The organism is Streptomyces lydicamycinicus (assembly GCF_000829715.2).
GTDB classification, from domain to species: Bacteria; Actinomycetota; Actinomycetes; order Streptomycetales; family Streptomycetaceae; genus Streptomyces; species Streptomyces lydicamycinicus.
The window spans coordinates 446,461-458,908 of record NZ_BBNO01000004.1 but is presented as its reverse complement, the minus strand read 5'-3'; the positions used below and the strand labels follow the sequence as shown (position 1 = coordinate 458,908).

General features: G+C 69.9%; 13 protein-coding genes. 5 read left to right on the top strand and 8 right to left on the bottom strand.

Annotated elements, in window-relative coordinates; genetic code table 11:
* Positions 1–17 precede the first annotated feature (17 nt).
* The 3 genes from TU31_RS15355 to TU31_RS15345 are packed head-to-tail and all read right to left on the bottom strand — an operon-like array spanning position 18 to position 2,235.
* The gene (locus TU31_RS15355) at positions 18–380 is read right to left on the bottom strand and encodes a DUF742 domain-containing protein (RefSeq protein ID WP_042154639.1); all 363 of its coding nucleotides are present in this window, start codon (positions 378–380) and stop codon (positions 18–20) included.
* Positions 377–805, bottom strand: coding sequence for a roadblock/LC7 domain-containing protein (locus tag TU31_RS15350; RefSeq protein ID WP_042154637.1), 429 nt, complete (start codon positions 803–805; stop codon positions 377–379). Before TU31_RS15350 ends, TU31_RS15355 begins: the two co-directional genes overlap by 4 nt.
* Before the next feature lie 2 nt (positions 806–807).
* Positions 808–2,235 carry an ATP-binding protein gene (locus TU31_RS15345; protein WP_042154635.1) on the bottom strand — a complete coding sequence of 476 codons (1,428 nt, stop codon included), beginning with the start codon at positions 2,233–2,235 and terminating at the stop codon, positions 808–810.
* Positions 2,236–2,835: 600 nt separating this feature from the next.
* Here TU31_RS15345 and recO point away from each other — a divergent pair.
* Together recO and TU31_RS15335 are read left to right on the top strand one after the other, a co-directional pair.
* Complete coding sequence (gene recO, locus TU31_RS15340; RefSeq protein WP_042154633.1) at positions 2,836–3,582, top strand: DNA repair protein RecO; 747 nt, start codon at positions 2,836–2,838, stop codon at positions 3,580–3,582.
* A 57-nt stretch (positions 3,583–3,639) separates the two neighbouring features.
* Complete coding sequence (locus tag TU31_RS15335; protein ID WP_042154631.1) at positions 3,640–4,458, top strand: isoprenyl transferase; 819 nt, start codon at positions 3,640–3,642, stop codon at positions 4,456–4,458.
* 76 nt (positions 4,459–4,534) lie between these two features.
* Here TU31_RS15335 and TU31_RS15330 read toward each other — a convergent pair whose 3' ends face one another.
* The 4 genes from TU31_RS15330 to TU31_RS15315 form a co-directional block, all read right to left on the bottom strand.
* Complete coding sequence (locus tag TU31_RS15330; RefSeq protein WP_078885795.1) at positions 4,535–4,963, bottom strand: Fur family transcriptional regulator; 429 nt, start codon at positions 4,961–4,963, stop codon at positions 4,535–4,537.
* A 151-nt stretch (positions 4,964–5,114) separates the two neighbouring features.
* Positions 5,115–6,014, bottom strand: coding sequence for a metal ABC transporter permease (locus tag TU31_RS15325; protein ID WP_042154628.1), 900 nt, complete (start codon positions 6,012–6,014; stop codon positions 5,115–5,117).
* Complete coding sequence (locus tag TU31_RS15320; RefSeq protein WP_042155492.1) at positions 6,014–6,793, bottom strand: metal ABC transporter ATP-binding protein; 780 nt, start codon at positions 6,791–6,793, stop codon at positions 6,014–6,016. The genes TU31_RS15325 and TU31_RS15320 overlap by 1 nt, the downstream gene beginning before the upstream one ends.
* Positions 6,794–6,825: 32 nt before the next feature.
* A complete protein-coding gene (locus tag TU31_RS15315; RefSeq protein ID WP_042154626.1) occupies positions 6,826–7,788 on the bottom strand; it encodes a metal ABC transporter substrate-binding protein in 963 nt (320 codons plus the stop codon).
* 210 nt (positions 7,789–7,998) lie between these two features.
* Between TU31_RS15315 and TU31_RS15310 the strand changes: the two genes are divergently transcribed.
* On the top strand, positions 7,999–9,381 hold the full coding sequence (locus TU31_RS15310) for a glycine--tRNA ligase (protein ID WP_042154624.1): 1,383 nt from the start codon (positions 7,999–8,001) through the stop codon (positions 9,379–9,381).
* Between the two features lie 463 nt (positions 9,382–9,844).
* Here the strand turns inward: TU31_RS15310 and TU31_RS15305 are convergent, their stop codons facing one another.
* On the bottom strand, positions 9,845–10,375 hold the full coding sequence (locus TU31_RS15305; protein ID WP_107070688.1) for a hypothetical protein: 531 nt from the start codon (positions 10,373–10,375) through the stop codon (positions 9,845–9,847).
* A 174-nt stretch (positions 10,376–10,549) separates the two neighbouring features.
* Between TU31_RS15305 and TU31_RS15300 the strand changes: the two genes are divergently transcribed.
* On the top strand, positions 10,550–11,776 hold the full coding sequence (locus TU31_RS15300; protein WP_042154622.1) for a sensor histidine kinase: 1,227 nt from the start codon (positions 10,550–10,552) through the stop codon (positions 11,774–11,776).
* Positions 11,777–11,784: 8 nt separating this feature from the next.
* Entirely contained in the window at positions 11,785–12,438 is a 654-nt protein-coding gene (locus TU31_RS15295) for a response regulator (protein WP_042154620.1), read from the top strand.
* Positions 12,439–12,448 lie beyond the last annotated feature (10 nt).

Sequence of the window (12,448 nt, the reverse complement as noted above, 5' to 3'; positions counted from 1 at the left end):
TCGCGCCGGTGCCGGGGCTAGGACTTGAGAGAGCGGAGTCCATCGAGAACCCTCTCCAGGATGTGTCGGTCGAATTGCTCGGCTTCGGGGATGGGGGCACGGGCGTGCAGCCGCCCGGCGTCGACGAGATCGGCCACCAGCACCTTCACCACGCTCACGGGCAGGTCAAGGTGGGCGGCGACCTCGGCCAGAGACAGCGCCCCGGGCTGAAGCAGCTCCAGGATGCGGTGCTCCTCCGGACGTACCTCGCTGGTGATCGGCATCCCCACGCCGTGCAGCAGGGTGAGCCGGTCCAAGGTGTTGCGGCTGGGCTGGGCGCGTCCGCCGGTCGCCAGATAGGCCGGTACGAGGCGCCTGCCGCTGCTCTGGCGGGGGGTCATACCGGGTTGCCGAGGTCCCGCGCCCGGCTGTTCATGACCTTGTTGCCCAGGGTCGTGACCTGGACCTGCATATGGTGCGCGACCACACCCATGTTCACCTCCGGGCCGGCGAAGACGGCCAGGCAGGTGTTCTCGCCGGCCGGTATCGCGAAGACGAAGCCTTCATCGGACTCGATCACGGTCTGCCGCAGCCGGGTGTCGTCCTTCTCGGCGAACGCCGCGGTGACGGCCCGGCCCGCGCCCTGGAGCGCGGACATCATCGCGGCGACACCCTCGGCGGAGTCCCGCTTCAGGCCGGGTGAGGAGCCCTCGATGAATCCGTCGCCGGAGATGACGGCTGCGTGAATAACATGCGGCAACTCCAAGAGGGGTGCCAGCACCCAGGACTTGTCCTCGGCAACACGGCGGCGGGTGGGGCTGTTCATGACTAAGCGTTCCCTTCGGGACTGCGAGGGGGTTCTGAATGGGCGGCTGCCCGGCCGGATTCGGTACCGCGCTGGAGCGCGGCCCAGCGGGTTCCGGTCTCTTCCGGGGAGCGCTCGGGAGCCGACTCGGTGCGCGCGGCACTCTCGTCGGGTTCGGACACGGGCTTACGGCGCCGCCGGCGCGGGAGTTCGCCCTCGGCCTGCTGGGCCGGTGCCTCGTAGGAGGGGGCGGGCTGCGCGGCGGGCGCGGGCTGCTGCGCGGCGGCGGCCGGGGGCGGCGTCGCGGAACCGGTGGGCAGCACGGAGGCGGAACGATCCGGCACCGCGGAACGGTGTGGCAGAGGAGCCATCACGGACATCGGCTGGGCGCTCTCGTCGAGCACGGTGAGGAGGGGGTCACCCGGGATGTACACGACCGCCCGCACGCCGCCGTACGGGGACGGCTCGACATGCACCCCGAAGCCGTACTGGCGCACCAGCTGACCGGCCGCCGCGAATCCGGACCGCGGCGGGTCACCGAGCTGGGTGAGCAGCAGGTCCTCGTCACCCGACAGCAGCTCCATCGCCGCCTTGATCTCGTCGTCGTGCATCCCGACGCCGTAGTCGTCGACGATGACCGAGGCGCCGCGATTGCCCTGCTGGAGGGTGATGGTGACGGGCAGTTCACGGTGCGAGTGGTGCAGCGCGTTGGCCAGCAGCTCGGTCACGGTGATCGCGATCGGCTCCACGGCCCGCGCGACCACGGCGATCGGGTCACGCAGCTGATTGCTGATGTTCACCCGCTCATAGCCGCGCAGCCGGGAGGTGGCGCCGACGACCAGCTCGGCGAGGTAGGAGTCCTCGCGGGTCAGCCCCGGCCAGGCGCCGCACACGACACCGGTGGCCTGAATGCGCCGCAGCGCCTGCTCGTTGAGGAAGTCGGCGTTCAGCAGGTCCTGGGCGACGTTCGGGTCGTCGTAGCGGTGCTGCATCTCCTGGAGCGCCGTCTGGAGCTGGTAGAGCAGCGCCTGGATGGTGGTGGTCGCCCCGCGGAGGGTGGACTGGGCGGCGGCGTCGACCCGCGCCCGCTCCTTGGTGATCGCGTCGCTGACCTGCTCCAGTACGGCGTTCAGCGCCTGGTCGGTCTCCGACCCGGTGAACCGCGCGTCCAGCAGCCCCGGCACGGGCACATGCGGGTGCGCCAGCGCCAGCGTCAGTTCGGGGAGCCGGGTACCGGCCAGATGCCGGATCTCGGCCTCGGTGGCGCGCAGCCGGGCCGTCAGCTCCGTATTGCTGCGGAGCGTGGCGCTGTTCTGTTCCTCAGCGGTGGACAGGCGCTTTCTCAGATCGGCGCGCTGCCTGCCCGCACGGATCGAGAGCGCCGCCAGGACCACGGCGGCGGCCGTACCTGCGCTGAGGCACCACAACAGCGCCTCCGGTATGGATGTCATCGAGATCCTCAATTGGGTACTGACTGGATCGGCCGGCCTTCACGGCGGTGAGTTGCCGAACTTCACGGGATGCTACCGGGCAGTTGACGAGCCGTGAGGGCCACTTCCACGGGGCGACTGAGAAGTACGGAAGGTCGTCTTCCGCCCACGATGACCCGGACCATAACGTGATGTGGCCCCGTCATCCAGCGGGATGGCGGGGCCTTTGTGAGCCTGTTGTGTACGCCTGGTGAAAGGCGATCAGGCGCCGGCGAAATGCGAGTCTTTGACGGCGTCGACGAGGGCACTCCACCACAGTTGTCGGTCTGCCGGCCATTGCCCCCTCCCTTCCCTGCAGGGCAGCTGCGGGGCTCCTCTCATCGCGCAGCCTGAATTCGCAGCGTCACGCTCCGGGTGCGAACAGTGAGCCCTCGCGGAAGGTGCGGACATGACGAAGCGGGTCGAGGAATGGGAAGCAGGACAACCGCCGCCCGTCGGCCGGCCGATGCCCGGAGGGGCGACGCTGCGTACCAGGCGCGCGCAGCCAGGGCGGGCGCCCGGTCCGCATACCCCAGCAGGCCGGGCGACGGCGGCCCCGCCGCCATGCGCGAGAATGGCGCCATGAGTCTGTTCCGCGACGACGGCATCGTGCTGCGCACCCAGAAGCTGGGTGAGGCGGACCGGATCATCACGCTGCTCACCCGGGGGCACGGCCGGGTCCGTGCGGTGGCCCGGGGGGTGCGGCGGACGAAGTCGAAGTTCGGGGCGCGGCTGGAGCCGTTCTCGCATGTCGATGTGCAGTTCTACGCCCGCGGCAGCGAGCTGATCGGGCGCGGGCTGCCGCTGTGTACGCAGAGCGAGACGATCGCGGCGTACGGCGGCGGGATCGTCACCGACTACGCCCGCTACACGGCCGGGACGGCCATGCTGGAGACCGCCGAGCGGTTCACCGATCACGAGGGGGAGCCCGCCGTACAGCAGTATCTGCTGCTGGTCGGCGGGCTGCGGACGCTGGCCCGCGGGGAGCACGAGCCGCATCTCGTGCTGGACGCGTTCCTGCTGCGCTCGCTCGCCGTCAACGGCTACGCGCCGAGTTTCGACAGCTGTGCGCGGTGCGGGCTGCCCGGCCCCAACCGGTTCTTTTCGGTCGCGTCGGGCGGGGTGACCTGTGGTGACTGCCGGGTGCCGGGGAGCGTCGTACCCTCCTCTGAGGCCATTGGGCTCCTGAGTGCGCTGCTGACCGGCGACTGGGAGACCGCGGACGCCTGTGAGGCCCGTCATGCCCGGGAGGGCAGCGGCCTCGTCACGGCGTATCTGCACTGGCATCTGGAGCGGGGCCTGCGCTCTCTCCGGTACGTAGAGAAATAGCGAACACGACCCTCAAGGCGAATACGCCTCTCAAGACCTATAGGAGAAGTGGGCCGCATGGCACGACGCGGGATTCTGGGCCGTAATCGACGTGAGTACGTGACGCCCGAGCCGCACCCTTCCGGTGCGCGGCCGCCGAAGATCCCCGGTGAGCTCGTCCCGAACCATGTGGCGGTCGTCATGGACGGCAACGGCCGGTGGGCCAAGGAGCGCGGGCTGCCGCGTACCGAGGGCCACAAGGTCGGCGAGGGCGTCGTGCTGGACGTCCTCAAGGGCTGCATCGAAATGGGCGTGAAGAATCTTTCGCTGTACGCCTTCTCGACGGAGAACTGGAAGCGGTCGCCCGACGAGGTCCGCTTCCTGATGAACTTCAACCGCGATGTGATCCGGCGGCGCCGTGACGAGATGGACGCGCTGGGTATCCGTATCCGCTGGGTCGGGCGGATGCCGAAGCTGTGGAAGTCGGTCGTGCAGGAGCTCCAGATCGCCCAGGAGCAGACCAAGAACAATGACGCGATGACGCTGTATTTCTGCGTGAATTACGGCGGCCGGGCCGAGATCGCGGACGCGGCGGCGGCCATCGCGGCGGATGTGCGGGCCGGCAAGCTGGACCCCTCGAAGGTCAGCGAGAAGACCGTCGCGAAGTACATGTACTACCCGGACATGCCGGATGTGGATCTCTTCGTGCGGCCGTCGGGTGAGCAGCGGACCTCGAACTACCTGATCTGGCAGAGCGCGTACGCGGAGATGGTCTTCCAGGACATTCTGTGGCCGGACTTCGACCGTCGGAACCTGTGGGAGGCGTGCCTGGAGTACGCCAAGCGGGACCGCAGGTTCGGTGGCGCGCAGCTGGCGGAGGGCGAGTCCGCGACGTAGGGGCTGCGGGCAGACGCGCAAAGGGCCGCCTCCGGTTGTCGGAGGCGGCCTTCAGCGTTGCGTCGCGGTGCTGCCGCTACTGCTTCTCGGCGGCCCGCTCGGCGCACTCGCCGCAGGTCCCGAAGATCTCGATGGTGTGCGCGACGTCCTGGAAGCCGTGCTCCCGGGCGATCTGGTCGGCCCACTTCTCCACCGCGGGGCCCTCGACCTCGACGGCCTTGCCGCAGGCCCGGCACACCAGGTGGTGGTGGTGATCGTCGGTGCTGCACCGGCGGTAGACCGCCTCGCCGTCGCTGGTGCGCAGCACATCGACCTCACCGGCGTCGGCGAGGGACTGAAGCGTCCGGTAGACGGTGGTCAGCCCGACGGAGTCGCCCTTGTGCTTGAGCATGTCGTGCAGCTCCTGCGCACTGCGGAACTCGTCGACCTCGTCGAGTGCGGCCGACACCGCGGTCCGCTGCCGCGTCGACCGGCCGCGTACCGGAGATCCCGCGCTCGTCGCCACCGTTGCCTCCCTAGGACGTTTACGACGTCAGGACTTCCCCCTGCACGTGCGTCCCGCCATTGTGCCAGGTGATGACCGGCCCGCCGGGGAGACGCTTACCGATACACGTATCTGTCGCCGGCGTGGTCCGCCGGCTTCCCGCCGCCCGTGCTCACCCGGCCACGCTGACATCGTCCGTCGCCGAGCGGCCGCCGGGTACCTCCAGAGTGCACCCCTTCGAGGCTTCTGCGGCAGCCCTTGCACGCTTTTTCGCGAGCGGGGCGGCGAGCCCGGTGAAGATCACGAACAGGCCGATGGCGAACAGCACGATCGTGGCGCCGGACGGGACGTCGACGTAGTACGAGGTGGTGGTGCCCGTCAGGGTGACCGCGACCCCGATCGCCACGGCCACCGAGAAGGTGACCGCGAAGCTGCGGCTGATCTGCTGGGCGGCCGCGACCGGGATCACCATCAGGGCGCTGACCAGCAGCAGACCGACGACGCGCATGGCGACGGTGACGGTGACCGCGGCGGTGACGGCGACCAGCAGATTCAGCAGCCGCACCGGCAGGCCGGTCACCCGGGCGAACTCCTCGTCCTGGCACACCGCGAACAGCTGGCGGCGCAGCCCGATCGTGATCGCCAGCACCAGGGCGGCGAGCACGTAGATCGTCGTCATGTCCTGCGGCGAGACGGTGGTGATCGAGCCGAAGAGATAGGTGCCGAGGTTGGCGTTGGAGCCCGCGTCGGACAGGTTCATCAGCATCACACCGCCCGCCATACCGCCGTAGAACAGCATGGCCAGCGCGAGGTCGCCGCGGGTCTTGCCGTACCAGCGGATCAGTTCCATGACGACCGAGCCGGCGATGGCGACGGCGGTGGCGGCCCAGATGGGGCTGGTGTTCAGCAGAAAGCCGAGGCCGACGCCGGTCAGCGCGACATGGCCGATGCCGTCGCCCATCAGGGCCTGGCGGCGCTGGACGAGGTAGATGCCGATGGCGGGGGCGGTGACGCCGACGATCAGGGCGGCGATCAGGGCCCGCTGCATAAAGGCGTAGTCGAGGATTTCCATCAGCTCAGCAGCCCCGTCCGGATCGGTTCCGCGGCCTGGTCGGCGTGCGGGTGGACATGGTCGTGGCCGGGCAGCGCGTGCTGGCCGACGGCCTCGGGCGGCGGGCCGTCGTGGACGACACAGCCGTCCCGCAGCACCACCGCGCGGTCGATCAGCGGCTCCAGCGGGCCCAGCTCGTGCAGCACGAGCAGGACCGTGGCGCCGCGGCCGACCTGTTCGCGCAGGGCGGCGGCGAGCACCTCCTGGCTGGCCAGGTCGACGCCGGCCATCGGCTCGTCCATGATCAGCAGTTCCGGTTCGCCGGCCAGCGCACGGGCGATCAGCACCCGCTGGTGCTGGCCGCCGGAGAGCGCGTTGACGGAGTCCTTGGCGCGGTCCGCCATGCCGACCAGCTCCAGTGCCCGGTGCACCGCGGCCCGGTCGGCCTTGCGCAGGATGCCCAGCTTCGTCCGGGCCAGCCGGCCGGCCGTGACGACCTCGCGGACGGTGGCGGGGACGCCGCCGGCCGCGGTGGTGCGCTGCGGGACATAGCCGATCCGGGCCCAGTTCCGGAACCGCCGGAATTCCGTGCCGAAGAGGGCCAGCTCACCGCCGGTGAGCGGGACCTGGCCGATCACGGAGCGCACGGCGGTGGACTTGCCGGAGCCGTTGGCGCCGAGCAGCGCGACGACCTCGCCGGAGTGCACGGTGAGGTCCACACCGCGCAATACGGGGCGGGCGCCCAGCGAGGCGGTCGCCCCGCGCAGGTCGATCACCGGCTGGGTGGGCGGCTGGTTCATGGAGGCCTCCGTCACGTGCGGTGCGGTGTCCGTCACTTGCTGCCGAGCGCCTTCTGCAGCGCGGCGAGGTTGGCGCGCTGCACACCGAAGTAGTCCTTGCCGCGGGACTTGGCGTTGATCCCCTCCAGCGGGTCCAGGACATCGGTCTTCAGATGGAGGTCGCCGGCCAGGGCCTTGGCGGTGGCGGGGTTGGCGATGGTCTCGAAGAAGACCGTGGAGACGTGGTGTTCCTCGGCGAGGGTGTGCAGGTCCCTGATGCGCTTGGCGCTGGGCTCGGACTCCGGGTCGAGTCCGCTGATGGCCTCCTCGGTGAGGCCGTAGCGCTCGGCGAGGTAGCCGAAGGCGGCGTGGGTGGTGAGGAAGGTGTCGGACGACCGCTTCTTCAGGCCGTTCTTGAACTCGGTGTTCAGCCCGTCCAGCTTCTCCACCAGGGCGTCGGTGTTCTTCTGGTAGTCGGCCTTGTGCTTCGGGTCCGCCTTGGCGAGGGTCTTGTTGACGCCCTTGGCGACCTCGGCGTACTTCACCGGGTCGAGCCAGACGTGCGGGTCCTTGCCGCCCTCGGACTCCGAGTGCGAGTGGTTGTCGCCGGTGGTGTGGTGGTGGCCGTCGACCTCGGTGCCGTGCTCTTCGAGAGAGGTGAGGGCGGCCGCGTCGGCGACGTGCTGCGCGCCGGACTGCTCGACGGCGGCGTCGACGGCGGGCTGGAGGCCCTTGAGGTAGACGACCGCGCCGGACTCGCCGAGCTGGGCAGTCTGCTTCGGGGTGAGCTCCAGGTCGTGCGGCTCGACCCCCGGCTTGGTGAGGTCGGTCACCTCGACGTGCTTCCCGCCGATCTGCCGGGCGAGGAATTCCATGGGATAGAAGGACGCTGTCACCCGCAGCTTGCCGTCCTCGGTGCGGGCGCCGCCGGAGGGGGAGCAGGCGGAGAGGGCCAGCAGGCCGAGCACCGAGACTCCGGCGAGGGTCGCGGTGGATATAGGACGGCGTATGTTCATGACACTCATTTTCAACAATATTGGAAACGATTGTCAACAGCGGATGGGGCGGTGTGAGCGGGGCGACAACGGGCCGGAACCGATTTGATCCAGGGGGTACGGCCGCCGGTACCCTGAACTATTCGCCCGCCCGTCTTTTGACCAGCACCCCTCATTGAGACGCTAGGGCGCCGCCCATCCATCGTTCGTCGTCGTAATGAAGAGAGCACCGTGGCCGCCGACAAGATCGATACCATCGTCAGCCTGAGCAAGCGCCGTGGCTTCGTCTATCCGTGCAGTGAGATCTACGGCGGCTCCCGCGCTGCCTGGGACTACGGTCCGCTGGGCGTCGAGCTCAAGGAGAACATCAAGCGCCAGTGGTGGCGCGCCATGGTCACCTCGCGCGAAGACGTCGTCGGTATCGACTCCTCCGTGATCCTGGCTCCCGAGGTCTGGCAGGCGTCCGGCCACGTCGCCACCTTCACCGACCCGCTCACCGAGTGCACCTCCTGCCACAAGCGCTTCCGCGCGGACCACCTGGAGGAGGCGTACGAGGCCAAGCACGGACGGCTCCCCGAGAACGGCCTCGCCGACGTCAACTGCCCCCACTGCGGCAACAAGGGCGGCTTCACCGAGCCCAAGCAGTTCTCCGGCCTGCTCTCCACCCACCTCGGCCCGTCCCAGGACACCGCCTCGGTCGCCTACCTGCGCCCCGAGACCGCCCAGGGCATCTTCACCAACTTCGCCCAGGTGCAGCAGACTTCCCGCAAGAAGCCGCCGTTCGGCATCGCGCAGATGGGCAAGTCCTTCCGCAACGAGATCACGCCCGGCAACTTCATCTTCCGGACCCGCGAGTTCGAGCAGATGGAGATGGAGTTCTTCGTCAAGCCGGGCGAGGACGAGAAGTGGCAGGAGTACTGGATGGCCGAGCGGTGGAACTGGTACCGCGACCTCGGCATCCGCGAGGAGAACATCCGCTGGTACGAGCACCCGGCCGAGAAGCTCTCGCACTACTCCAAGCGCACCGCTGACATCGAGTACCGCTTCAACTTCGGCGGCACCGAGTTCTCCGAGCTGGAGGGCGTGGCCAACCGCACCGACTACGACCTGTCGGCGCACGCCAAGGCCTCCGGCCAGGACCTCTCCTACTTCGACCAGGAGGCCGGCGAGCGCTGGACTCCGTACGTCATCGAGCCGGCGGCCGGTGTGAACCGCGCGATGCTCGCCTTCATGCTCGACGCGTACATCGAGGACGAGGCGCCCAACGCCAAGGGCAAGATGGAGAAGCGCACCGTCATGCGGCTCGACCCGCGCCTGGCGCCGGTCAAGGTCGCGGTGCTGCCGCTGTCCCGCAACCCGCAGCTGTCGCCGAAGGCGAAGGGGCTGGCCACGGACCTGCGCAAGAACTGGAACATCGAGTTCGACGACGCGGGCGCGATCGGCCGCCGCTACCGCCGCCAGGACGAGATCGGCACGCCGTTCTGCGTCACCGTCGACTTCGACACCCTCGACGACAACGCGGTGACCGTGCGTGAGCGCGACACCATGAAGCAGGAGCGGGTCAGCCTGGACCAGATCCAGGCGTACCTGGGCGCGCGACTGCTCGGCTGCTAGTCCCTCACGGGGCGGGCCGCTCTCTCGCGGCGCTGCGCCCCTGCGCGTGACCTCAAGCGCCGGTCGGGCTCGGATTCTCCGGGCTGGGCCGGCGCTTTTGGGTGTTCGCGGTGCGGAGGCTGGTCTTCGTGGGGTGGTGGCTGTGGGTGTGGACTCACGTGCTGGTCGGGCTTGGTTTTCTGGGGTGGCCGGTGCTTTTGGGTGTTCGTGTTGCGGGGTCGTTCTTCGCGGGCTGCGCCCATGCGTGTGACCTCAAGTGCCGGTCGGGCTGGGAGTTTTGAGCCGTGTCGGGCGATTTTGCGTGCTCGTGTCGTGGGGTGGCCGCGGGGCTGAACGCCGTGGCGGCGGAGCGGGGAAGCGGGAATAGCTCGTTATGTCCGCTGCGTTGTGGCCCGCAGGGGGCGTCTGTGGCCCCTACGGGTTTTGTTCGGTCGGCCCCTAGGCATATGGAGCGCCGGCGTTGTCAGCGCGAGTGCGGGGCGGTGGCCGGTTGTGCCGGGCGGGCGGCGAGTGTGGTGCACAGGGCCGCCAGGGGGAGTTCCGCTCCTATGGCCATGGCGAGGGCGGTGGTCAGTTCCGTGCCGGGGGTGGCGGTGGCCAGGTCGAGGCAGGCGTCGGTGAGGAGCAGGAGGGCCGCGGCGGCTGCGGGGGTGCGGTGGCCGGGGGCGCCGCGTAGGAGCCGGGTGCCGGTGATGAGGAGGGTGGCGGCCTCCAGGGTGTCGAGGGTGACCCAGGCTGCGGCCTCGACGGGCGGGAGGGTGCCGGCGAGGTAGCCGAGCCAGGGGAGGAGGACGAGGCCGGCGCCGGTCAGGATCCTGCCTGGCCGGCGGCGTGCGGTGTCGGTGAGGATCCTGCCCGGCCGGCGGCGGCCGGCGGCGGTCAGGATTCTGGACTGCCGACGACGTCCGGTGCCGATGCGCGTCGGACGGGCGGAGATGCCGCGGCGGGGGCAACTGGCATGGGTGGCGGGGGAGTTGTAGGCGAGCAGGGTCATGGGAGGGTCGCTTTCGGAGTCATGAACCCGGCCGTCGGGCTCGTGATCAACACTCCGGTTTTCGGCGCCCACGGTCAGTAATGCCGCTGTCCGACTTGGGGTGGCACCAGCTACACCCCCGGTACGGACACTGCTGTCATGGCCGCCGCACCAACGGCCCCATACGGTGTGATCATGACCATCCCGCCCCGGCTGCGCCGGGCTCTCGTACGTATGCGGCGCGACCTCGCCTTCGTCGCCGCCGGGGTGCCGCTGCATCTCGTCCCGGTGCTGCTGGCCTGGTGGGCGCTGGGCCTGCTGGCCGACACGGTGACCGGGATCTCCCCCAACGCCCCGGTGGTGCTGACGGCCCCGCTGACCCTGCTGGTCATCGCCGGGTACGGCTTCACCGAGGCGCAGCGGTGGCGGTTCCGGGCGCTGTGCGGGGTGGAGCTGCCGCGGCTGCGGTTCGCGGAAGGCAAGCGGCAGTTGGGCTACAACTGGCTGGTGGGTCCGCTGCTCGGCGTGCTGGAAGTCCTGCTGCTGGCACTGGTGTTGGCGGCGCTGGCCGCGGCACTGGTGCTGGTGTGGGTGTGGCTCGTGCCGGCGCAATGGCGCAGCGGGCACCCCGGCTACACCACTACCGGCACCTATCTCACCGTGCTGGGGCTGGCGGTGCTCGCCGTGGTACCGGGTCTGGCGGCGGGGCTCGTCCGGCTGGAGATTCTGGTCGGGCGGGCGGTGCTGGGAGTGAGCCGGTCCGACGAGCTGGCGCGGCGGGTCGAGGACCTCACCGAGAGCCGGGCCGGTGCGGTGGACGCCGCCGACGCCGAACGGCGGCGCATCGAGCGGGACCTGCACGACGGCGCACAGCAGCGGCTGGTGTCCCTCGCGCTGAACCTCGGGCTCGCCAAGGCCACCCTCACGGATCTGCCGGCGGAGGCGCAGGAGGTCATCGATGCCGCGCACCGCGAGGCGAAGGACGCGATCGAGGAGCTCAACAATCTGGTGCGCGGCCTCCACCCGGCGGTGCTGGACGAACTGGGGCTGGATGCCGCGCTCTCGGGGCTCGCGGCCCGCGCGCCGCTGCCCGTACGGCTGCGGGTGGACCTGCCGGCGGAGCTGCCGCAGCGGACCGCGCCGGCCGTCGAAGCCGTCGCCTACTTCGTCGTCTCCGAGGCGCTGACGAATGTCGCCAAGCATGCGCGGGAGGCGACCCGGGCGGACGTGACGGTCACCCGGCTCGGCGAGATACTGCGGGTGGTGATCGCCGACGACGGTATGGGCGGCGCCGATCCGTCCAGGGGAAGCGGTCTGAAGGGGCTCGCCCAGCGCGTGCGCTCCGTGGACGGAACCTTCCGGATGAGCAGCCCCGTGGGGGGCCCGACCATGATGAGCGTGGAGCTGCCGTGCCCGATGTGAGGCGTGCCGTGATCGCCGAGGACTCCGTTCTGCTGCGGATCGGGCTGGTCAAGGTGGTGGAGATGGCCGGGTTCGAGGTGGCGGCCGAGGCCGGGGACGGGCAGGGGCTGCTGGCGGCGGTCGAGGAGCACCGGCCGGATCTGGCGGTGGTGGATGTGCGGATGCCGCCCGGTTTCACGGATGAGGGTGTGCGCGCGGCGCTGGCGATACGGCAGAAGTGGCCCGATACCGCGGTGTTGATGCTCTCCCAGTACGTCGAGGAGCGGTACGCGGCCGATCTGCTGGCGACGAACACCAGCGGGGTGGGCTATCTGCTCAAACAGCGGGTGGCGGATGTCGAGGAGTTCATCGAGGCGCTGCGGAGGGTGGCGGACGGCGGCACCGCGCTGGATCCGCAGGTCGTCGCGCAGCTGCTGGTGCGCCGGGCGAGCGATCCGCTGGAGCGGCTGACGGCCCGCGAGCGGGACGTGCTCGCGCTGATGGCCGAGGGACGTTCCAACGCGGGCATCGCCGCACAACTGGTGGTGAGCGAGAGCGCGGTGGCCAAGCACATCAACAACATTCTGGCCAAGCTGGATCTGCCCAAGGCCGATGCCGATCACCGCCGGGTGCTGGCGGTGCTGCGGTTCCTGGGTGTGGGGGGCTTTGCGGACACCCCCTAGGGGCAGGTGG